The 21,631-nt window shown below is 63.4% G+C and carries 21 protein-coding genes and 1 pseudogene; 12 read left to right on the top strand and 10 right to left on the bottom strand.

Annotated features, from left to right (window positions below; genetic code table 11):
* The first annotated feature begins 231 nt into the window (after positions 1-231).
* Positions 232-495, top strand: coding sequence for a hypothetical protein (locus J2T47_RS11965; RefSeq protein WP_253446517.1), 264 nt, complete (start codon positions 232-234; stop codon positions 493-495).
* Here the strand turns inward: J2T47_RS11965 and J2T47_RS11960 are convergent.
* Positions 463-723 carry a hypothetical protein gene (locus tag J2T47_RS11960; RefSeq protein WP_253446514.1) on the bottom strand — a complete coding sequence of 87 codons (261 nt, stop codon included), beginning with the start codon at positions 721-723 and terminating at the stop codon, positions 463-465. The two genes, J2T47_RS11965 and J2T47_RS11960, sit on opposite strands and share 33 nt — an antisense overlap.
* 168 nt (positions 724-891) lie before the next feature.
* On the opposite strand from J2T47_RS11960, the gene J2T47_RS11955 reads away from it, so the two are divergent.
* From J2T47_RS11955 to dapA, 4 genes are all read left to right on the top strand, one after another.
* On the top strand, positions 892-1,131 hold the full coding sequence (locus tag J2T47_RS11955; protein ID WP_253446511.1) for a hypothetical protein: 240 nt from the start codon (positions 892-894) through the stop codon (positions 1,129-1,131).
* Positions 1,132-1,225: 94 nt separating this feature from the next.
* Positions 1,226-1,471 carry a hypothetical protein gene (locus J2T47_RS11950; RefSeq protein WP_253446509.1) on the top strand — a complete coding sequence of 82 codons (246 nt, stop codon included), beginning with the start codon at positions 1,226-1,228 and terminating at the stop codon, positions 1,469-1,471.
* 161 nt (positions 1,472-1,632) lie between these two features.
* Entirely contained in the window at positions 1,633-2,586 is a 954-nt protein-coding gene (epsC, locus tag J2T47_RS11945) for a serine O-acetyltransferase EpsC (RefSeq protein WP_253446506.1), read from the top strand.
* Between the two features lie 341 nt (positions 2,587-2,927).
* Entirely contained in the window at positions 2,928-3,794 is an 867-nt protein-coding gene (gene dapA / locus J2T47_RS11940; RefSeq protein ID WP_253446503.1) for a 4-hydroxy-tetrahydrodipicolinate synthase, read from the top strand.
* 295 nt (positions 3,795-4,089) lie between these two features.
* On the opposite strand, the gene arnT is transcribed toward dapA, so the two are convergent.
* The 8 genes from arnT to J2T47_RS11900 form a co-directional block, all read right to left on the bottom strand.
* Positions 4,090-5,832 carry a lipid IV(A) 4-amino-4-deoxy-L-arabinosyltransferase gene (arnT, locus tag J2T47_RS11935; RefSeq protein WP_253446500.1) on the bottom strand — a complete coding sequence of 581 codons (1,743 nt, stop codon included), beginning with the start codon at positions 5,830-5,832 and terminating at the stop codon, positions 4,090-4,092.
* Positions 5,833-5,973: 141 nt separating this feature from the next.
* The gene (locus tag J2T47_RS11930) at positions 5,974-7,326 is read right to left on the bottom strand and encodes an ATP-binding protein (protein WP_253446497.1); all 1,353 of its coding nucleotides are present in this window, start codon (positions 7,324-7,326) and stop codon (positions 5,974-5,976) included.
* Positions 7,302-7,967 (bottom strand): response regulator transcription factor, encoded by a 666-nt coding sequence (locus J2T47_RS11925; RefSeq protein WP_253446494.1) that lies wholly within the window; start codon positions 7,965-7,967, stop codon positions 7,302-7,304. Before J2T47_RS11925 ends, J2T47_RS11930 begins: the two co-directional genes overlap by 25 nt.
* 90 nt (positions 7,968-8,057) lie before the next feature.
* Positions 8,058-8,489: a hypothetical protein gene (locus tag J2T47_RS11920; protein ID WP_253446490.1), complete on the bottom strand. Its 432-nt coding sequence runs from the start codon at positions 8,487-8,489 to the stop codon at positions 8,058-8,060.
* 28 nt (positions 8,490-8,517) lie between these two features.
* Positions 8,518-9,282 carry a COG4705 family protein gene (locus J2T47_RS11915; protein ID WP_253446487.1) on the bottom strand — a complete coding sequence of 255 codons (765 nt, stop codon included), beginning with the start codon at positions 9,280-9,282 and terminating at the stop codon, positions 8,518-8,520.
* Between the two features lie 127 nt (positions 9,283-9,409).
* Positions 9,410-10,483 carry an ABC transporter ATP-binding protein gene (locus tag J2T47_RS11910; RefSeq protein ID WP_253446484.1) on the bottom strand — a complete coding sequence of 358 codons (1,074 nt, stop codon included), beginning with the start codon at positions 10,481-10,483 and terminating at the stop codon, positions 9,410-9,412.
* Positions 10,480-12,018, bottom strand: a complete 1,539-nt coding sequence (locus J2T47_RS11905) for an ABC transporter permease (protein WP_253447307.1) — start codon at positions 12,016-12,018, stop codon at positions 10,480-10,482. Before J2T47_RS11905 ends, J2T47_RS11910 begins: the two co-directional genes overlap by 4 nt.
* 69 nt (positions 12,019-12,087) lie before the next feature.
* Complete coding sequence (locus J2T47_RS11900) at positions 12,088-13,107, bottom strand: iron ABC transporter substrate-binding protein (protein ID WP_253446481.1); 1,020 nt, start codon at positions 13,105-13,107, stop codon at positions 12,088-12,090.
* Between the two features lie 242 nt (positions 13,108-13,349).
* Between J2T47_RS11900 and J2T47_RS11895 the strand changes: the two genes are divergently transcribed.
* The 6 genes and pseudogenes from J2T47_RS11895 (at position 13,350) to J2T47_RS11870 (ending at position 19,475) form a co-directional block, all read left to right on the top strand.
* Positions 13,350-14,210: an SDR family NAD(P)-dependent oxidoreductase gene (locus J2T47_RS11895; RefSeq protein ID WP_253446478.1), complete on the top strand. Its 861-nt coding sequence runs from the start codon at positions 13,350-13,352 to the stop codon at positions 14,208-14,210.
* A gap of 360 nt (positions 14,211-14,570) precedes the next feature.
* Positions 14,571-15,674, top strand: a pseudogene (locus J2T47_RS11890) (efflux RND transporter permease subunit); the annotation flags it as partial.
* Positions 15,675-15,684: 10 nt separating this feature from the next.
* On the top strand, positions 15,685-17,166 hold the full coding sequence (locus tag J2T47_RS11885; protein WP_253446475.1) for an efflux transporter outer membrane subunit: 1,482 nt from the start codon (positions 15,685-15,687) through the stop codon (positions 17,164-17,166).
* A 106-nt stretch (positions 17,167-17,272) separates the two neighbouring features.
* Positions 17,273-18,814, top strand: coding sequence for an MFS transporter (locus tag J2T47_RS11880; protein WP_253446472.1), 1,542 nt, complete (start codon positions 17,273-17,275; stop codon positions 18,812-18,814).
* A 51-nt stretch (positions 18,815-18,865) separates the two neighbouring features.
* Positions 18,866-19,180: an antibiotic biosynthesis monooxygenase gene (locus J2T47_RS11875; protein ID WP_253446469.1), complete on the top strand. Its 315-nt coding sequence runs from the start codon at positions 18,866-18,868 to the stop codon at positions 19,178-19,180.
* Entirely contained in the window at positions 19,167-19,475 is a 309-nt protein-coding gene (locus J2T47_RS11870; RefSeq protein ID WP_301295490.1) for a helix-turn-helix domain-containing protein, read from the top strand. Before J2T47_RS11875 ends, J2T47_RS11870 begins: the two co-directional genes overlap by 14 nt.
* A 104-nt stretch (positions 19,476-19,579) precedes the next feature.
* Here the strand turns inward: J2T47_RS11870 and J2T47_RS11865 are convergent, their stop codons facing one another.
* Positions 19,580-19,828, bottom strand: coding sequence for a hypothetical protein (locus J2T47_RS11865; protein WP_253446466.1), 249 nt, complete (start codon positions 19,826-19,828; stop codon positions 19,580-19,582).
* A 352-nt stretch (positions 19,829-20,180) separates the two neighbouring features.
* Between J2T47_RS11865 and J2T47_RS11860 the strand changes: the two genes are divergently transcribed.
* Entirely contained in the window at positions 20,181-21,602 is a 1,422-nt protein-coding gene (locus J2T47_RS11860; protein ID WP_253446463.1) for an amino acid permease, read from the top strand.
* Positions 21,603-21,631 lie beyond the last annotated feature (29 nt).

The following is a 21,631-nucleotide window of genomic DNA, read 5'->3' as shown; positions in this document are numbered from 1 at the left end:
ACGATCCGTCATCGCGGCGGCGAAAAACCGTTATATGTAAAGTCTTGCCGCCGGTCCGGGCTGGTTAATTGGCGAACCCGGAGAATTGCCGCCGTGCAGGACTCAAGCCGCTCAAATCGTTGGCCTTTGCGGCGTCGCCGGCGAAGTGGGCGAGCCGGGTGATGGCCAGTGGCCGCGGTTCCATTCCCAGCGCAGCGGCGCAGGATAGGCACAGCAACGCAGGAGAATCCGATGAATCCGCCAAGCTGTCACGACGTCGCCGAACTCCTTCACCGGAGCTATCCACTGTTCGACTTCACCTGCGACCGACAGGAAGACGGCCGTTACCTGATCAGCCTTCAGAGCCGCTATACCTCCACGCCGCGAACCAACGTGTTCGGTATCCACGGCAATGAACTGCGCACCGTCAGGCAGGTAAGAGACCTGGGCATGGAACTGATCTGTGGGTTGATGCAGGGCGGTTCAGACGACTCGTTTGCGCAGTCGCGCGATTAGCTTCTGCCGCTGCTCGCTGTCCGCCTCCCAGACCTTGCCGTCCAGTGCGTGGCAGATCAGCCAGATTTCCTCGTTGTTGAGCATCACCGCGCCACCACCGGATTCCGCCCGGCGCTTGCGATAGGCAGCCTGTTTTTCGGCGTTGCTCATGGCGCCTTCCTTGCGGGGGCGGCCCTTGCGCGGCGTTTCGAAGGCGTCGCGAGTGGCTTTGTCCTTGGCGTCTTTCATTCTGGTTCCCCTGGTTTGTAACGCGTTACCGGAATCCGCTCGATATTCTGGTAACGCGTTACCTATCATAGCCGGCGCAGCAGGTGTCGCCAATCGTCGGCTGGCGGGGTGGAAATGGAAAAACCGGGCTATTCCTGCAATGCACAACCACAAGCAATGGAGGCTGACGTGGAGCGACTGCGAAAGGTATTGATGGCCTCGGCTTTCAACGAGACCTGCGTCGTCCAGGTGCTGCGCGAAGCCGCGCTCAAGGCCACCACTCCCGATGCGGCAACGGCGCTGATGGCGGCAGCACTATTGCTGGAACATGACGCCGAAACCCTGCTTCACGCCGCCCACCGGATCGACCTCGTCCTGCACCATTCGCCTGCCGAAGGCGGCACTATCTCCCTGGTCGTGATGGACTGAGCCGAATGCCGATGGCCTGGCCATCATTCTCTTTGAACCGCCGATACCCGCGCCCGGTCAGTGCTTGAAACAGAGCCAGCAGCCCGGAGGCGCCATGCAGGACGAATTTCTGACAAAGCGGTACCACGTCAGCTTTGTGAGAGATGGGCGGGAGTTCGAGTTCGAAGCCCAGGATGAGTCCATGAGCGAGGCGCGGGCGTGGAGTCATGTGGCGCGCCACCTGCACATTCCGACTCACGATCTGCGCGGCTACCAGAAGCGCTACCACACCATCCGGCGCAATGTGGAAGCGCATAACGTGCAGGACGTTTCCTTTCGTGTAGCGGGGGCTGGCGACTAGGAAAATGCCTCAGGCTTGCGCGAAGGCGAGGCGTGGCAGTGCTTCGTACTACGAAAAAGGCATTAGGTTATGCCTTCCGGCGATTTGTCCTGCGCGGCGTGACCGATCAGGATAGGCAATCGTGATTGAAAGCCCCTGAAGATCAAGGAACACAGCAAGCGATGAACGACGCCAACCGACTGTACGAGAATGTCCCGGTGAACTGGCAACTGGCGCAGATCGTCGAGGACCTGCGTGGCGCACGCAATGAATGGCGCAGCCGCACGGGCCGCCACCCGGAGCAGGGTGGTCGCGAACTGCCCTCGCGGCAGTCCGTCGAGGAAGTGGTGGAACGCCTGGCCAGTGCGCTGTTCCCCATGCGCCTGGGGCCGAACGACCTGCGCGAAGAGAGCGAGGACTTCTTCGTCGGCCACACCCTGGACGCCGCGCTGAATGCACTGCTGGTACAGGCACGACTGGAACTGCGCTACAGCGCGCGGCAGCGCGGTGATGTGGTGGACGGCCGGATCGATGAGCACGCCGTGGTGCTGGTGCGTGATTTCGCCCGTGCACTGCCGGAGATGCGCCGGCTGCTCGACGCCGATGTGCTCGCGGCCTACCAGGGCGACCCGGCCGCACGCAGTGTCGACGAGGTACTGCTGTGCTACCCGGGTGTGGTGGCAATCATTCACCACCGTCTCGCGCATCACCTGTACAACGCCGGGCTGCCGCTGCTGGCGCGGATCATCTCGGAGCTGGCGCACTCGTCCACCGGCATCGACATCCACCCCGGCGCGCAGATCGGCAGCAGCTTCTTCATCGACCATGGCACCGGCGTGGTGATCGGTGAAACCGCGATCATCGGCAAGCAGGTGCGCATCTACCAGGCAGTGACCCTGGGGGCAAAACGCTTCACTGCCGACGAAACCGGCCAACTGCACAAGGGCGAGCCGCGCCACCCGATCGTCGAGGACGAAGTGGTGATCTATGCCGGCGCGACCATCCTCGGTCGCGTCACCATCGGCAAGGGCTCGACCATTGGCGGTAACGTCTGGCTGACCCGCAGCGTTCCGCCGGGCAGCCAGGTGAGCCAGGCCAGCCTGCAGCATGACGAGAGCCGCTGCGGCAAGGACTGAGCCAGTCCTGCCTGCGGACACGCAAAGCGAAGCGGGGGAGTTGACAGCTCCCTCGGTCCTTCAGCAGTATCCGTCAGGTATTTCACACAACTTATCTTGGGCAAGAGCATTCCATGTTCTCCGTCTTCAACCACTCGCTTTCCGCTTCGGGCTTCCTTGCCCGGGCCTGCGCGTGCGTTGTCGTTGCCAAGAAATCGAAGAAACAGTCGCTCATTTGACCGGGGCGCTGTCCCGTCAGATGGGCTGACAGGACACAAGGCGCAAGGTCGAACCTCCCTCCCGCTTGATTCCCGCATCCCTCCCTGACGGCGACCCGACGGTCAGCCAACAGGAGTCTTTGCATGTCGAATTTTCGTGGGATCTGGGTGGCGCTGGTCACTCCCTTTCGTGATGGCGCAGTCGATTACCCGGCACTTCAGGGGCTGGTAGCGCAGTTGCTGGAGCAAGGCGTCGCCGGTTTCGTGGTCTGCGGCACCACGGGCGAGGCGGCCGCGCTGAGCCATGAAGAACAGCTCGAAGTCCTCGATGCCGTGCTCCAGTGGGTGCCCGCGCAGCAAGTGATCATGGGGCTGGCCGGCAACAACCAGCGCGAGCTGCTGGCCTTCCTGCAGGACATCCAGCGCCGCCCGGTGGCAGGCGTGCTGGTACCGGCGCCGTACTACATCCGTCCATCCCAGGCCGGGCTGGAAGCCTTCTTCCGTGCCGTGGCCGACGCCGCCAGCGTGCCTGTGGTGCTCTACGACATTCCCTACCGTACCGGTGTGCGCATCGAGCGCGAGACGCTGCGCCGCATCGTGCGTCACCCGAACATCGTGGCGATCAAGGATTGCGCAGGCGATGTGGAGACTACCCTGGCGCTGATCGCCGATGGTCAGGTCTCGGTGCTCACCGGGGAAGACCTGCAGATCTTCAGCAACCTCTGCCTGGGTGGTGCCGGGGCCATCTCGGCGTCATCCCACGTACGCGCCGATCTCTACGTGCGGATGTGCGGGGAGATGGAGGAGGGCGATATCAACGCGGCACGCCGGACTTTCTATCGTCTGCTGCCCTGGATGCAGGCCGCCTTCGCCGAGCCGAATCCTGCTGCCGTGAAAGGTGCGCTGGCCCTGCAGGGGTTGATCGCCAACGAAGTGCGTGAGCCGATGCAGGCTTGCACGCCGGCGACCCTGGAACGGTTGAGGGGCGTGCTGGCGGAGCTGGCTGACTAGGCGCTGCGGGTATTCGGAGGGAAGCGCGGGGCTCTTGACGGGCGCCGTTCCGAAGTTGCGGCCGTGCGGAAAGTGTTCGCGAGCAGGCTCGCCCGTACAGATTCGGAGCTCCGATGGGGTTGTAGTGGCGGGCTGCGCCTGAAGGTGCTGCGCCGATCGCTGTAACGCGTTACCGAAATCAGCCTCCGGAAATGGTAACGCGTTACGTTTGGCGGTTTCAGAATACTGCTGAAAGCCCCGCCTGGCGGATCTTGCGTTCTCGCCGGCGCTTCCGCTCAGCAGCGCTGATCCGTTTCTAGGGTGATTTACTCGATGAAACTGGACGTTTGCTTTCGTGGGAGCGGGTCACAACGATCAGCAGATTGTTCTCCCGGAAGACTTCCGCATCCGACGGAATCCAGGAGGGAATATCGGCCCCGGACTTCGCCGGAAGATCCAGCACCATCCCGATCGGACCTTGCTCGGAATGCTGGGCAATCCAGCGCCCGACATTCTCCGAAGCGACCTTGCGCTCGGCGGCATCGGTATAGGCCAGGCCGTACTGCAACTCGCCCTGCACATCGAGCAGGGTGACGTCGCTGCGATCCAGTCGCCAGGCCAGCGCCGATGCGGCGCCCAGCTCATTGCTCAACAGGCTCCTGGCGCCCTTCAGCTCGCCCAGGTGCCGCGCAATGAATTGGTCCGGCATCTTGTTATCGACCACCGACAACGGCATCGCCGCCGGCAACAGGGCAATCAGAACCCACAACCCCAGTGCCGGTGCGTACCAGTGCCGCGCCGGGCGCATCCATTGCACGTAGCCACTGGCAGCCCAGGCGCCGCAAACCAGCAAGGCGAGGGACAGCTGCAGAGGCTGGCCGCTGTACAGCGGATGCACCAGCTGCAGGAAGATCAGCCCGAGCAGGGCCAGGCTTCCCGCGACCAGGTTGAACAGCCCGTTGCCGCTGATGGCGAACAGGTCCCTTTGCCGAACCTTGTCCACCAGCGCGTTGGCCATCAGCAGGGCCAGCGGCACGAAGCACGGCAGGATATAGGTCGGCAGCTTGCCCTTGCTGAGGCTGAAGAACAGGAAGGGCATCGCCAGCCAGAGCGCGAGGAACGCGATGCGCCGTTCCTTGCGCTCACGCCAGGCACGACGCAGGCTGGGCACCACCAGCAGGGCCCAGGGCGAGGCGCCGGCGAACAGCATCGGGACGAAGAACCAGAACGGAGCGGCGTGCTGCGCCTTGGCTCCGGCAAAGCGGCGGATGTGCTCGTTCCAGAAGAAGAACTGCCAGAAGTCCGCTTCGCGGTGATGCACCGCAAGCGCCCACGGTAGGCTGAGCAGCACGGCCAGGAGAATTGCCAGCGGACCGCCCTTGAGCAGTTCGCGCCAGCGTTGTTGCAGTATCGCGTAGGGAGCCACCACGATCACCGGCAGCAGCCAGGCGAGAAAACCCTTGGTCATGAAGCCCATGGCGCAGGCTATGCCCAATAGGCCCCAGCCGGTCCAGCGCTCGCGGGCGGTGCCTCCCTCCATGGCGTACCAGGCCGCCACCAGGCTGAGGGTGATCCACAGCGTCAGCTGCGGGTCGATGTTGGAGTAGCCGGCCTGCCCGGCCGCCAGGCCGTAGCTCATGTAGAGCAGGCAGGCCGTCCAGGTTTTCCAGGCGTCGTTCCAGAGGCGGCGGCCCAGCAGGAAGATCAGCCCCAGGGTGGCGGCGGTGGTCACGGCGGAAGCGATCCGTGCGCCGAACAGGTTGTCACCGAAGATCGCCTGGCCAATCGCGATCAGCCAGTAGCCGCCGATGGGTTTCTCGAAGTAGCGCAGCCCCAGGAAGTGCGGCGCTACCCAGTTGCCGCCGTGCAGCATTTCCTGGGCTGCCTGGGCGTAGCGTGACTCGTCGGGTATCCACAGTCCGTGCAGGCCGAGCGGCGCCAGGAAACACAGCACGAAGGCAATCAACAGGGCGGGGTAGGCCGCCGCGGGCAAGGCGCCTGCGATGCCCGGGATGGTCGTGCCCGGTCGGCACGGGGATGGGAGCGTGATCTCGCGCATCGGCTCGGTTCCTCGAAGGTCGCGTGGACGATCATTGGCTGGAGCCGCGAGATTACGAGGGAAGACTTAGCTGGCCCTGAGGCGGGCCGGGGCAGGGCGGGTACGTACCTGTCAGATACGTGCGGGCCAGATGTGTGCCGATCAGGTCGCAGTCAGGAAGCGTAGCGAAACGCACAGTCCGGTTTTCGCCGTGCTGTCCGAGTAATCCAGCTCGATGCTGGCGCCGGCGCGGCTGGCGATGGTCTTGACGATGGACAGGCCCAGGCCTGAGCCGATCTCGTCGCTTCCGGGCACCCGGTAGAAGGCGTCGAAAACCCGCTCGCGCTCGGACTCGGGAATGCCCGGCCCGCTGTCCTCGACCTGCAGGATGACCGTTGCACCCTGGCGCAGCACGCGCAGGTCGATCCGGCCGCCGGCGGGGGTGTAGCGCACCGCGTTGTCGGCCAGGTTCTTGATCAGGGTCTGCAGGTCCAGTTCGTTGGTCACTATCTCGCAGTCGTCGCCGTCCACGCCCAGGTCGAGCTGCTTCTTCTCGGCGACCGGCAGCAGGTCTTCGAGCACTGCGCGGTAGACCTTGTGTACCGAGATTCGCGCGGGGGTCGTGGCACTGGATGACTGCGCGCTGGCCAGCGCGAGCAACTGGTCGATGAGATTGCGGCCGCGCTCGATGCCCTGGCGCAGCTTGGCCAGGCGCTCCCTGGCCAGCCCGGACATTTCCGCCGCTGCCAGACGCTCCGCCTGCAGTGACAGCGCGGTCAGTGGCGAGCGCAGTTCGTGCGCCGCGTCGGCGACGAAGCGGCGCTGGGCTTCCATGGACTTGCCGACCCGGCCGAGCAGGCGGTTGATGGCGAGGGCGAAGGAGCGTATCTCGGTGGGCAGGTGGCGCGCGTCGATAGGCGCCATGTCCTGTTCATCGCGCCGGTCGATCTCGGCCGACAGCGTGGCAATGGGGCGGAACAGCTTGCGGATCAGGTCATTCATCACCAGCAGCAGCACAGGGATGAGGATTACGAAGGGGATCAGTCCTCGCCAGGCGCTTTCGCGCGCATCGCGGTCGCGGCTTTCGGTTTCCTGGGCAATGGCGATGCGTTGCCCGGTTGCAGTAGTGCGCACCAGCACGCGGAATTCCTCGCCGCCAACGCTGGTGGTGGAGAAGCCATCGTTCAGGCTGCTCGGCAGGGGCAATGGCAGGCTGTTGTCGTTGGCTCCGGGGGCGATGGCGCTGTCGGCCAGGTACTGCACGACGACCCGGGTCTCCTCGTTGTCGCCCGCGATTCTGTGGGTGTCATTGGGGTAGTGCAGGGTCATCTGCTGGCGCTCGAACATCGCTCCGATCTGCTTGAGCGTGTTGTCCTGCATCTCCAGCGCTTCGCGGTAGGCCGATACGAAGGCGAAGATGCCGGCTAGCAATGCGACCACCAGGATGGTCCCCGACAGCGCCAGGGACAGGCGGAACTGCACGGACTCCTTCAGTCGCTTTTGCAAACCATCCATCCCATTCCCCTGACGTTCCTGATGACCTGGGCTCCGAGCTTCTTGCGCAGCGAATGGATCAGGAACTCGATGGCGTTGCTCTCGACTTCATGACCCCAGCCATAGATGCGATCTTCCAGTTCGCTGCGCGAGAGGATCGCGCCGGGGCGGATCAGCAAGGCTTGCAGCAGGCTGAATTCGCGGTTGGACAGCTGCACATCGCTTGCCTCCGCGCTGCAGGCCAGTTTCGAAACCGGGTCCAGCGACACCGCGCCATTGCTGAGGATGGGCGAAGCGGTGCCGCCCTTGCGGCGCATGACCGCGCGCATGCGTGCCAGCAGTTCGGCCATCTCGAAAGGTTTCAGCACGTAGTCGTCAGCGCCGCCGTCGAGGCCGCGCAGACGGTCTTCGAGGCTGTCCCGCGCGGTGATGATGACCAACGGCACGGGGTTGTCCCGGGCGCGGATGCTTTCCAGCACGCTCAGCCCGTCGCGGCCGGGCAGGCCAAGGTCGAGCAGTATCTGATCGTAGGCCTGGGCGGCGAGCGCCGAGAGTGCGGTCTGGCCGTTGTTGACCCAGTCGACGGCGTAGCCGGCATCCTTGAGCGCGCCTTCGACGGCCTCGCCGATCATGGGGTCGTCCTCGACCAGCAGTATTCGCATGTTCCCGCCCCTGAATCCCGAATGCCCCTGTACGGCTGCCGTACCGGGGCGGTGTCTTCTGACGATAGCCGTCAATGGGCCTGCCGACGCTTACGACTGGCGCTGGCCCTGAAGGGTATCAAATGCCTTCATCAGGTCGTCCATGGCGGCCTTGCAGGTCGCCTGCTGCGGGCTGCTGTCGCGCAGCGCATCGAGTGCGCGGTCGATGGCCTTGTCCAGCGTGTGCCAGTCACTGACGGCGCGCGGCTTGATCCCAGCCTCGGCATTGTCCCAGGCCAGTTCCAGGTCCTTGATACGGGCCTTGCCCTTGTCCAGTTCGTTCTTGTCGACCAGGGCGCTGACATCGGCCGCGATGCTGCGGAATTCGCCGAGATCGCCGAGCCGGGTGGCCGCGCGGGGGCCGGCGCTGGCCTGCTGGCTGGCGCTGGGGCTGTCCTGCTTGGAGCAACCGGCGGCCAGACCGAGCAGGGCGATGGCGGAGGCGAGGGCGACTTTGCAGACGATTCTCTTGAAGTAGGTCATGAAGGATTCCTTGATAAGTGGGGATGCGTTACTGGGATACGCGCTGACTGCTGGCACCGAGCTGGGCGACGGTCACCAGAATCAGGATCACGCAGAGGAAGATCGCGCTGGTCCAGGTGGCGCCCATGCCGAGGCCGCCATAGGTCTTGGCCTGGGTGAGCAGGTCGCCCAGCGAGGCGCCGAAGGGGCGGGTGAGGATGTAGGCGACCCAGAAGCTCGGCACGGCGTCCGCGCCGAGTTTCCAGGCCGCGAAGGTGGCGGCGAGGAGGGCGCCGAACAGCATCACGCCCACGGTGAAACCCATGCTCAGGGCTTCGGTCGCCAGGTCGCCAGCGGCTGTGCCGAGGGCGAAGGTGCAGAGCACGGTGGTCCAATAGAACAGCTCGCGGCGCGGGGTGACGATTTCCTGGATGGAAAGGTTGCGTTCGACGGCGTACCAGGCGCCGAAGTTGATCGCCAGCAGGCCGGAGAACACCGCGGTACTGAGGTACAGGCTGACGTCCAGCACGTCGGTGAGAATGTCGGTGAGCTGGGTGCCGAGAATGCTCACCACGACGACCGTCAGCCAGTAGATCCAGGGCGTGTAGGTGCGGGTGCGCATCTGCCAGGTCAGCGAAACCGCCAGCAGTGCGGCCATGGCCGCGGTGGTGATGCCCAGGCCGAGGCCGGCATCCACGGCGAGGAAGTCGGCGAAGGTCTCGCCCACGGTGGTGGACATGATCTTGATGACCCAGAAGGCCAGCGTGACCTCCGGGACCTTGTTCAGCCAAAAGGCTTTCGTACTGGGATTCATGGCGAGGCGTCTCCTTCGCGGCAACTGGGTGGCGTGGAGGAGAGCCTACGGGGCGAAACTTAGCTGGGACTGAGGTCCTGCCGGATCGCGCTCCGGCAGGAGGTGTTCGCTGTGGTTGCTGACGTGGTCAGTCCAGCCGGCCGGCCGAAAAGGAGTGGGCGGCGCCGCTGACCAGGATATGCACTCGCGCCCCCGGCTCGGGGCAGTCCATCGCCGGCACCCGGACCGGAATCGTCATCTCGTCTTCCTTCAGCGGCGCTTCCAGTTGGACCATCACCGTGCACTTGTCGCCGCCGAAGTCGCTGCCCACCACGACGCCATAACAGCCGTCCTTGCTGTTGGGGAACATCGAGCTGCGGCTCAGGTGCAGCTGTTCGGGGCGCAGCAGTATCTGCGCGTGGCCGTTGACCGTGGTGCTGTCGGCGATCACATTGCCCAGCGCACAGCGCGCCCAGCCGTTCTGCACATGGGCGCGGAAGACCAGGGCATCGCCCAGGAATGCCGCGGTTTCCTCATCGACAGGGCGCAGGTAGAGGTCTTTCGGCGCGCCGGCCTGGACCAGTCGCCCCTGGCGAATGACGGCCAACTGGTCGCCGAAGGAGAGGGCTTCTTCCTGATCGTGGGTCACCAGGATAGCGGTGACTCCGGCATCGCTCAGCACCTTCGACACCGCCTTGCGCATCGAGACGCGCAGGCCGCTGTCCAGCGCCGAGAAGGGTTCGTCGAGCAGCATCAGCTTCGGGCTCTGCGCCAGAGCCCTGGCCAGCGCGACGCGCTGTTGCTGGCCGCCGGACAACTCATGGGGCCAGCGCGTGGCCATGGCGGCGCTCAGCGAGACCATCTCCAGCAATTCGTGGATGCGCCGCTCGCGAGCCGCCATGCCCTTGGGCAGCCCGAAGCCGATGTTCTCGCCCACCGACAGGTGAGGAAACAGCGCGCCGTCCTGCGGCACGTAGCCGATGACCCGGCGATGGGCGGGCACGAAGGTGCTGCCACCGGCCAGCGTCTCGCCATCGAGGGTGATGCTCCCGAGGTCGGGCACCTCGAAACCGGCGATCAGGCGCAGCAGTGTGGTCTTGCCCGAGCCCGACGGGCCGACGATCGCAGCCCGGCCGCCGCTTGCCACGGACAGGTTGAAGTTCTCGATCGCTGCATAGGCGCCAAAGAACCGGGAGACGGACTTCAGTTCGAGGGTGCTCATCGACCTGCTACTCGCTTGGATTGGTGGTAGAGAATCCCGGTCAGGGGGAGGGACAGCAGAATCATCAGCAGGGCGTAAGGCGCCGCCGCCGCGTAATCGATCTCGCTGGTCTTCGACCAGAACGCGGTGGCCAGCGTCGAGGTGCCGCTGGGCGACAGCAGCAGCGTCGCGGTGAGCTCGTTGACGATGGCGAGGAACACCAGCGCGACGCCCGCGGCGGCCCCCGGAGCGGCGAAACGGACGGTGACGCCCCATAGCGCCTGCATCGGCGTGCGGCCCAGGCTGCGGGCGATGTTCTCCAGCTCCACCGGTGCCTGGGCGAGCCCCGCGCGCAGGCTGACCAGGGCGCGCGGCAGGAACATCAGCACGTAGCCCAGCAGGACGGTGAACACGGTCTGGTACAGCGGCTGGGCGAAGCGGATGGTGACGCTGACCAGCGCCAGGGCGATGACGATGCCCGGCAGCGCGCTGGCGATGTAGTTGCTGCCTTCGAGCAGGCGCTGGAAGCGGCTCGGCGCGCGGACAGAAATCCACGCGATGGGCACGGCGGCCACGGTGGTCAGCAGGGCGCCACCAGCGCCGAGCAACAGGGTCTGGCCCAGGCAATTGAGCAGCTCACTGGAGCTCCAGACCGCAATGCCGCCGGCCTTGAGCCATTTGCCCAGGGTCACCAGCGGGACGCCCAGGGAGGCGGCAGTGAAAGCCGCACAGAGGATCAGCACCAGCGCCGAAACGGTCCCGCCGAGCCGATATTGCCGTGGCGAACGCGGGCTGCCGGCGCCAAGGCGGGCATAGCGTGCTGAACCGCGCGTGGCCGATTCCAGGCTGAGCATCATCAGGCAGCCCAGGGCCAGCACGCCGGCGAGCATGTTCGCCGAGGGGCCGCTGAACGAGGACTGGAACTGATCGAAGATCGCCGTCGTGAAGGTGTCGAAACGAATCAGCGCGTACAGCCCGTACTCCGCCAGCAGGTGCAGCCCGACCAGTAGCGAGCCGCCCCAGATGGCCACGCGCAGTTGTGGCAGCACGACGCGCAGGAACACCTTGAGCGGCCGGTCGCCCAGTGACTCGGCGACATCTTCCAGCACCGGATCGAGCCGGCGCAGCGCCGCAGCGGCGGGCAGGTAGATGAAGGGCGAATAGGCAATCACCGACACCAGCACGGCGGGGAACAGGCCGTGGATCGACGGAACCAGACTGATCCATGCGTAGCTGTGGACGAAGGCCGGAATGGCCAGCGGAGCCACCACCAGCAACGACAACAGACGCCTGCCCGGAAGGCTGGTGCGCTCGGTCAGCCAGGCCATCGCGATGCCGTGGAACACGCACAGCGGAACGGTGATCACGACGAGGAGGGCGGTGTTGTACAGCAGCTCCGCCACTCGGGGGCGAAACACCAGCTTGGAAATCAGCGGAATACCGGCCTGGAAGCCGGCTACCGCGACGAAGATCAGCGGTAGCAGGGCGAATGCCGAAACCAGCAAGGCAGCACCCAGTACCCAGGGCAGTCCCGAGCCGTTGCGCCAGCGTCGCAACGTTGATGCCGAGGTTTTCGCCCTGGCCTGGAGCAGGCGCTCGTCGGGGCCGAACTGTTGTGCTGTCACTTAGAGCAGGCCAGCCTGGATCATCAGGTCGACGACCTTCTGGCTATCCAGTTTGGACGCATCGATGACCGGGGCGTCCAACTGGTCCAGCGGAACCAGCTTCGGGTTCGACTGGGCGCCTTCACCCACGGCGTATTCGAACGAACTGCCATCCCTGAGAATCGCCTGCCCCTTGGGCCCGGTGATCCATTGCAGGAACTGCTGGGCCTGTTTCTGGTGCTTGCTCGATGCCAGCACGCCGCCACCGGACAGGCTGATGAAGGCGCCAGGGTCCTTGTGCCGGAAGTAGTGCAGGGCGGTGTTGCCGCTGTTCTCGCCGGTCTTCGCCTGGTCGCCGAAGAAGTAATAGTGGTAGATCACCCCGGAATCGATCTGGCCGGCGTTCACCGCCTTGAGCACGGCGTTGTTGCCCCGGTAGTTGCGCGCGCCGGCCTTCAGCGCGTCGAGCCAGTCGAGCGTCACGGCTTCGCCCTTGAGTTCCAGCAGCGCGCCGACGATGGCCTGGAAGTCAGCACCCGCGGGGGAGGCGGACCAGCGACCGATCCACTGCGGCTCGGCCAGTTCGAGCAGCGACTTGGGCAGCTCGGACTCCTTGATCTTGTCCTTGTTGTAGACGAACACCGTGGAGCGGGCGGCGATACCGACCCAGTGACCCTCGGCCGTCCTGAAGGGCGCGGCGACCTGGGCAATGGTGGCCGGATCGACCGGAGCGAACAGCCCGGCGTGGTCGACGAGCATCATCGCCGGGGAGTTCTCGGTGAGGAACACATCGGCGGGCGAAGCCTTGCCTTCCTGGACGATCTGGTTGCCCAGCTCAATGTCGTCGCCCTTGCGCAGCGTCACCTTGATCCCGGTATCGCGAGTGAAACCCTCGCTCCAGGCCTTGGTCAGCGACTCGTGCTGGGCGTCGTAGACCACGATGCCGTCGTCATCGGACGCGCCCAGCGCTGTGGCGGAGCCCAGCAGGGCAGCGCTTCCGAGGGCTGCCAGGATGACCAGCGAGGCTCCGTACCGTTTCATCAAACACCGCTCCAATCCATACGATCCATACGGCACACAAAGCGCTGCGCCTTTCGAGAGTGGCAGCGATCTTCGCCGGAAGGCTGTTAAAAAAGTGTCATTCTCATTGGCTGGTTAAGGCACCAGGTAAAGCAGATCGCGCCCGTGACTGCCTGCAGAGCCAGCGCTTTGGCCGGCGCGGACAGGACGCGAACAACTGAGCGCGCACTAGACTGCGACTACCCAACAAGAAGGAGTTGCACATGGCTTTCGATCAGCAAGTGGTGTGGATCACCGGGGCATCCTCGGGCATCGGCGAGGCCCTGGCCCGTCTGTTGTTGCAACAGGGCGCGCGGGTGATCCTGTCTGGCCGCCGCGAGTCAGCGTTACAGGCCGTCGCCGAGCAGGCGCCGCAACAGGCCTTGGTACTTCCCTTCGAAAGCACCGACTACGCAGCGCTGCCGCCGATAGTCGAACGGGCCTGGGCCTGGCAGGGACGGATCGACTGCCTGATCAACAATGCCGGCGTCAGCCAGCGCAGTCTCGCCCTGGACACCCAGTTCGAGGTCTACCGGGAACTGATGGAAGTCGACTACCTCGCGCCAGTCGCACTGACCCAGTTGCTGCTGCCGCGTCTGGTTGCACAGGGCAGCGGCCAACTGGCAGTCGTCAGCTCGGTGGCTGGCAAGGTCGGCGCGCCACTGCGCACCGGTTACTGCGGCGCCAAGCACGCCGTGATCGGCTACTTCGAAGCCTTGCGCGCTGAGGTCGAACAGGCCCACGGCATCCGAGTCAGCGTGATCCTGCCGGGCTCGGTGCGCACCGGCGTGGCAGTCAATGCGCTGAGCGGCGACGGCGCCCGTCGCGGTCGTTCCGACGTCAATATCGATAACGGCATGCCTGCCGAGGAAGCGGCACGACGTATCGTCGAGGGCCTGGCTGCCGGCCAACACAGCATCGAGGTGGCGGAGGGCACTGAGAAGATTGCATTGCACCTGCGCAGCACTGATCCGGAGCGGCTGTTCATGCTGACCGCGGCCGAAGGCGCACGCCTGGCCGAAGAACGCGCCCGCAACGGCAATGCCGATATCGATCCGGGAGCGGTACAGCGACTCGGTAGCTGATAGCGTTTGTCGCAAGGCAAAAGCCTGGGCAAGTGCCTGGGCTTTTTGGTGCGGAGCTTTCAGATACTGCAGCGTGTCCTGGGGGTGCTGTAACACCCCCACTTTGGTATGAAACTCCATACTTTTCCGGGCGGCGGTGGGACTCTTTTCGGCCGCCTGCCTTCTCCGTCAGTCCTTTCCTAGGACGGTCTCGCGGTACGCCTTCCCCCTATGCCACGCAGCACGGCGTGAAGGGAGCGCAGTTCGAACGCGTCATGGTGGTGATGGACGAGGAAGAAAGCGACTACCGAACGTATAACTACGAGCGTGTCTTCGCAAGTGCTGAGGCCCGTGCTGCAGATCGTGCGCGAGCACTGGATGGTGATGAAAACACTTGAGCTGGGCCCGATGTTCACTAGCTTCCAGATCAATGTGCCGCAACTCAATGTCGAGTTGGACCGGGTCAAGGCGAAGCAGCAGGGCGTATCCGTTCGTGATGTGTTCGACACCCTGCAGATCTACCTGGGCTCGCTGTACGTGAATGACTTCAACGCCTTCGGCCGGGTCTACCAGGTACATGCCCAAGCGGATGCGCCTTTCCGCGCAACCGCGGAGTCCATCGGCCAGTTGAAGACTCGCAACGCTGCCGGCGAAATGGTCCCGCTGTCGTCCCTGGTGAAGGTATCGCCGACTTACGGGCCGGAAATGGTCGTGCGCTACAACGGCTTCCTGGCGGCAGATATCAATGGTGCTCCGGCTCCGGGTTATTCCTCCGGGCAGGCCGAGGCGGCAGTCGAGCGCATCGCTGCAGAAGTCTTCCCGCGCGGTATCAAATTTGAATGGACGGACCTGACTTACCAGCAGGTACTGACCGGAAATTCTGCCCTGTGGGTATTCCCGATCAGCGTGCTGTTGGTGTTCCTGGTGCTGGCGGCAATGTACGAGAGCCTGACCTTGCCGTTGGCAATCTTGCTGATCGTGCCGATGACTCTCCTGTCCGCGTTGGCTGGCGTTTGGTTGACCAACGGCGACAACAACATCTTCACCCAGATCGGCCTGATGGTACTGGTGGGGCTGTCGGCGAAGAACGCCATTCTCATCGTCGAGTTCGCCCGTGAACTTGAAATGAGTGGTCGCAGCGTTGTGCAGGCGGCCATCGAGGCTAGCCGTTTGCGTCTGCGGCCGATTCTCATGACCTCGATCGCTTTCATCATGGGCGTGGTGCCTCTGGTGGTTTCCAGTGGTGCCGGTTCGGAAATGCGCCAGGCCATGGGTATTGCGGTGTTCTTCGGAATGCTCGGTGTGACCCTGTTCGGACTGCTGCTTACCCCGGTGTTCTACGTCTTGCTGCGCAAACTGTCGGGTCTCGAACACCTGGTCGACAAGCACGGCAAGCATGGCAACACCGAGCCACTCGACGCTGACGCTTCTCATCTATCCACGCCTGCCTATCGGCCGACCGCCGAAGCAGCGATGCTCGATTGAGGACTGAATCATGAACGTCACTCTGACTAATCGTTCGCTTCGCCTGGGCGCCCTGGCCAGTCTGCTTATGGCGCTGATCGCCTGCTCGGCTGAGCCAACTTATGAACGCCCCGAGGCCGCGGCCGCGGCGGCATTCAAGGAGGAACTGTCCGCGGCGGAGCTCGGTACCTGGAAAACTGCTGAACCGGCGGACTTCAATGCAAGAGGTGAGTGGTGGAAGGTCTTCGAAGATCCTGCGCTTGATGCACTGGAAGTCCAAGCACTTGCGGCCAACCAGAATCTGCAAGCTGCCGCTGCCCGTATCAAAGAGGCGCGAGGGTTGAGCCAAAGTGCCCGTGGTGGGCTGTTCCCCAGTATTGATGGCGGGGTGGGGGCCACGCGCCAACGTGTTTCTGAAGCCGCTCAACCGGATGGTTCGAGCGCCTATCAGAACACCATGGTTCGCGCTCAGACCGGTATCGCTTATGAGGTCGACCTGTTCGGCCGAGTATCGTCCTCTGTACATGCAGCCCAGGCCGATCTTGAGCAGAGCGAGGCGTTGTTCAGGTCAGTACAGCTCGCCCTGCAGGCCGACGTCGCGCAGAACTACTTCTTGGTACGTCAGCTAGATGCTCAGGCTGGTGTACTGGCCGATGCTGTTGAGTTGCGCGAGCAGGCGTTGAAGCTGGTGGAGACACGCTTTGCTGACAGCGAAATCGACGAGCTGGACGTATCCCGCGCCCGTGCCGAGTTGGCTACTGCTCGCTCCGATGCCATGACCGTCGCTCGCCAACGTGCCGCTGCGGAACACAGCCTCGCCGTTTTGCTGGGCAAGGCTCCCTCGGAATTCAGCCTGGCAGCAAAGCCTCTGGAAAGTGTGAAGGTACATGTTCCCGCGGGTCTTCCTTCGGCGCTTCTCGAACGGCGTCCGGATATTGCTGCCGCCGAGCGCGCGATGGCGGCGGCGAATGCCCGTATCGGGATTGCCAAGGCTGCATTCTTCCCATCCTTGTCATTGACCGGTTCGGCCGGCTTCGAAGGCTCTACGCTTGGCGATCTGTTCAACTGGAGTAACCGTACCTTCCTGCTTGGGCCGTTGGCCGGTACGGCTCTGAACATCCCGATCTTCGATGGCGGTCGCCGCAGTGGCAATCTCGCGGCAGCCCGCGCGAAGTATGAAGAGGACGTCGCCAACTATCGGCAGCAAGTCCTGATGGCCTTCCGCGAGGTCGAGGACAACCTTTCAGACCTGAGCATTCTGGAGAGGCAGACCCGAACTCAAGGAGAGGCGGTAACGGCGTCGTCCAGGGCTGCGGATATTGCACGTACACAGTACGTCGAAGGTGCAGTGGCCTACCTGGATGTCATCGATGCCGAGCGTTCGGTTCTCCAGGCGCAGCGAGCCGCCATTGACCTGCAGGGTGTACAGGCCATTGCCACGGTAAACCTCATTCGAGCCTTGGGCGGCGGGTGGGGCTCCACTGGAAGCAATGCCGTGGCGAGCAGCCGCTAACGCCCTTTGTGCCTGACTGGGTCAGGCCTCAACTTTCACCACTGTTCCCTCCACGGGTGGAGCGCCATGCGCTCCGCCAGAGGAAACTCTTTGCGTAGGAAAAGCCATGACTGCGACAAGCAACGCTCGTTCTGACGAGCAAGGGAAAATCTGGATCTTGGTCTCGATCTGTTTGGCCGCGCTGGTTCTGCCAATGAGCTTCACCGGTGGGGCGGTGGCGCGCCCGGCCATCGGTCATGAATTGGGCGGTACGGCAGTACAGCTGACCTGGATTACCAACGCATTCATGCTGACGTTTGGAAGTCTGTTGATGGCTGCTGGAGCGTTGGCCGACCAATATGGCCGCAAGCGGTTGTTCACGCTGGGAACCGGACTGTTCACCCTCACTTCATTGGCCCAGGGATTTGCACCGTCGGTTCCGTGGTTGGATGTGCTGCGTGCGCTCCAGGGTGTGGCCGGCGCCGCGGCCCTAGCCAGCGGTTCGGCAGCGTTGGCCCAGGAGTTCGAGGGGCATGCCCAAACTCGTGCCTTCAGCATGCTCGGCACCACATTCGGTATTGGTCTAGCATTTGGCCCCCTGCTGTCCGGGGTGCTGATCGAGAGCTTTGGCTGGCGGGCCATCTTCTTCGCTACCGCGGCACTCGGCGCTCTTTCGATGGTTTTCGGCCTGCCTCGTATGCGCGAGACCAGAGATCCTGGTGCCACCGGTCTGGACTGGCCAGGAACGCTGACTTTTACCGGAACGCTCGCCACCTTTACCTTCGGTGTAATCCAGGGACCTGAGAGTGGCTGGGGAAGTCCGCTGGTCATAGCGCTGCTCGTTTCGTCAGCGCTTTTGCTGGCTGCCTTCATTGCAGTGGAAAACCGAGTGGCTCGTCCGATGCTGGACCTCAGCCTCTTCCGAATTCCTCGCTTCGTAGGTGTCCAGATTCTGCCACTCGGTACCTGTTACTGCTACATCGTGCTGGTGGTGATCCTGCCGTTGCGCTTCATTGGCATCGAGGGCATGAGCGAGATTGAGGCCGGCTGGATGATGCTTGCGCTTTCCGCGCCGATGCTCGTCGTACCGTTCCTCGCGGCCAGCCTGACGCGTTGGTTCTCGCCTGGTCTCCTGAGTGGCGTCGGCTTCCTGATTTCCGCAGTAGGGCTGCAGTGGTTCAGTCGAGCCAATGTGGGGGCTTCAGGTGCATCGGTGATTGTGCCGATGCTGTTAATCGGTATCGGAGCAGGTCTTCCATGGGGGCTGATGGATGGTCTGGCCATTGGCGTGGTCCCGAAGGAGCGAGCTGGCATGGCTACTGGCATCTTCAACACTGCACGTGTGGCAGGCGAAGGCGTTGCCCTGGCGATTGTTAGCGCCATTCTTGCATCCCTGGCCCAGCAATACCTGATGCAGGCTGCTCCGACTGCACTGCCAGGGTTGGCGAGTGCTGCCCAGCAGGTGGCAGCAGGCGACCTTGCCCATGCTTCAGTTGCCCTGCCTGAAGTATCGAGGGAGACATTAGTTGCAGGCTACGCCAAGGCATTTGAGCTGCTGCTGCACATCCTAACCGGTATCACCATTCTTTCGAGTCTGGCGGTATTTGCCTTCCTTTCTCGTAACGCCACCCAGGACGCAGCCACTGAGGTTTTGGAGGCTGGCCACTAACGTTGATGCAGCCGGTGCGACGCGCCGGCTCTACTTCAAGAGGACATCGTCATGTCTATCAACGCCGTGAGCACTCTTGAAATCGAGTGGACCAAGGGCATAGATGCTGAGCTGGCAGTCGGAATCAGAAATAGCGTCGCCGAGCTGCAGTGCTTGCAGGGGTGCCACAGCTATACCCTTACAGAGAGCGCCGGTCAGTCTCACCGCTGGTTACTGAGCGGGTATTGGTTGAGTGAGGAGGCGATGGATCGCCACTTCGCCTCCGTTGCTATAGAGATGCTACTGATCTCTATTGGCAACTCCGCCGCCGCAGTTCGCTTTGGCAGCTTCTCCCGGCGATTGGGTGAGCAACATGGCACTCGATGAGCAGCTATTGCGTAGCCTGGATCTGAATGCGCTCGTGATCTTTATGGTGGTGTATCGCGAGCGCGGGGTTTCTCGTGCGGCAGATTTGCTACACATCACTCAGCCAGCAGTTAGCAACACGTTGCGGAAGCTACGCCGACACTTTGGTGACGCACTTTTTATACCCAAAGGCGGGCAGGTTTGCCCAACTGCTTTGGCCGTCCAGATAGCATCGATTCTGGAGCCAGCCCTTTCAGGGCTGCAGGGTGCGATTCAGGTTCGCAGTAGAACAGATAGGGGCTTGGGGGGGAAATGACGAGCGGCGTAATGTAGGCCCTGCCCGATTGCCGCCCCTGACGAGGGGCAGCTACCGACCCATAGCGGACGTCCATAGGCAGGTATGATCGGGTACTTGTCGAGTTAGTCGGCGATGCACTCTAGTAGTTTGGTAAAGCGGTAGATAGCGACATTGATGTCATCCCTAGTGTCGCCATCCCAATCTTCAATAGTTTCGAGTTCGGCTTTGAGCAGTGCTATCCGCTCCCTGATTTCTGCTGCCTCTGTAGCCCCACATTGTGCGGCAATTGCCGCCCATTTCTCCTCAGAAATTCTCTCCTGGATCGAAAGTCCGGCCTGTGCTTCTGCAATTAGTTCAGCGAGTTTGCTCATCGTTTACGCTCCAAGTAAGGCTGTGTCGGCGCTATAACCTCCCAGAAATCTACATCCGCTATTGGCTGATACCAGCTTTTCGCTCGCAAATTCCCACAGCGTTGCTGATGGCTGAGTATCGCAGGGGACTCCCGCGTCCGCCGGCGTGGAAGAGGCTGTCTGACGCAGTCGCCGCGCAAGAGTGCGTCGATTTGATCTGTAGTGAGAAATTGAGCGCGGCCAGGCCGCGTTCTTATCGTGAGTGAGCCGGACAGCGCTCCGGTGGACAGCTCACTCTTCCCGAGTACTGCGGGCACCAGCAGGTGTCGGCGGGCGAGGGGGTGAGGTGAACTCAACTCTGGAGTTTCAGCTCATGCACGATAAAAACAACAATGCCGGAGCCGGCGGGGCCATCCCCAAGAACAGCCTGTCGAAAGGTCTCAGCAGCCGGCAGATCACCATGATCTCCATCGGCGGCGTAATCGGCGCTGGGTTCTTCGTCGGTTCCGCCAGCGCTATCATGGCTGCCGGCCCCGCCGTGCTGGTGTCGTTCGGCGTCGCTGCGGTGCTGGTGGTACTGGTCATGGGGATGCTCGGTGAACTGGCGACCGCCAATCCCGACTCGGGGTCCTTCTCCACCTATGCGCAGAATGCCCTCGGGCGCTGGGCTGGCTTCTCCATCGGCTGGCTCTACTGGTGGTTCTACGTGCTGGTGATCCCGCTGGAGGCCATAGTCGCGGCGGATATTCTCGGTGGCTGGCTCGGCTTGCCGTCGATGCTGATCGGCGTGGCGCTGATCGTCGCACTGACCTTCACCAACATCCTCAGCGTGAAGAACTTCGGCACCCTCGAATACTGGTTCTCGCTGATCAAGGTGGTCACCATCCTGGCGTTCATCGTCCTCGGTTTCAGCGCCATCGCCGGACTGCTGCCAGGCAGCTCCGCGAGAGGCCTGGAACATCTGTGGACCGATGGCGGGTTCGCCCCGACCGGGTTGCCGGGCATGGCCTCGGCGCTGGTGCTGGCTCTGTTCAGCTTCACCGGGATGGAGATCGTGACCATCGCTGCCGCCGAATCTGAGGACCCGCGGCGCAATATCCGTAAGGCGATCCGTTCGGTTGTCTGGCGGATGCTGATCTTCTACTTCGGCTCGATCTTCGTGATCGTCAGCCTGGTGGCCTGGAACTCCCCGGCGTTGGCTAATGGCTCCTTCCAGTCCGCGCTGGAAGCGATGAACGTGCCGGGAGCCGCCACTATCGTGCAGACGGTCATCCTGGTCGGCGTGGCCAGCACGCTGAACTCGGCGATCTTCACCGCTTCGCGCATGGGTTACTCGCTGGCTACCCGCCGCGATGCCCCCCGCTCCTGGGCGCACACCACGCACCAGGGCGTGCCGCGGGTTTCGGTGCTGTTCGCCAGCGCCGGGGCACTGGTGCTGCTGGTGGCCAACTACACCTTGCCGCAGAGCGTGCTGGTGCCGCTGATCGCCACTATCGGCACCATCGCCCTAGTGATGTACCTGGTGATCGCCGTCAGCCAGGTGGTGCTGCGCAAGCGCGCCATTGCCCGAGGCGAGGAGCTGCGGGTGAAGTTCCCGCTGTTCCCGGCGCTGTCGTACCTGACCATTGCCCTGATCGTCGCCTTCCTCGGGCTAATGGCAGTGGTGCCGGGGCACCAGATGGAGCTGCTGGTTTCCTCGATCCTCACCGGCGGGCTGATCGTGGTCGGCTGCTGGTTACAGTATCGCGACCGCAGTCAGGCCGGGAGCGCGGCTGAACTTAGGTCACCTGCCTGAGTCGACAGGGCCGGCGCTGCCAGGCGCCG

It is taken from the genome of Pseudomonas nitroreducens (assembly GCF_024170165.1).
Lineage (GTDB): Bacteria > Pseudomonadota > Gammaproteobacteria > Pseudomonadales > Pseudomonadaceae > Pseudomonas > Pseudomonas nitroreducens_C.
The sequence above is the reverse complement of the archived record's forward strand: the minus strand, read 5'-3'. Positions and strand labels throughout refer to the sequence as shown.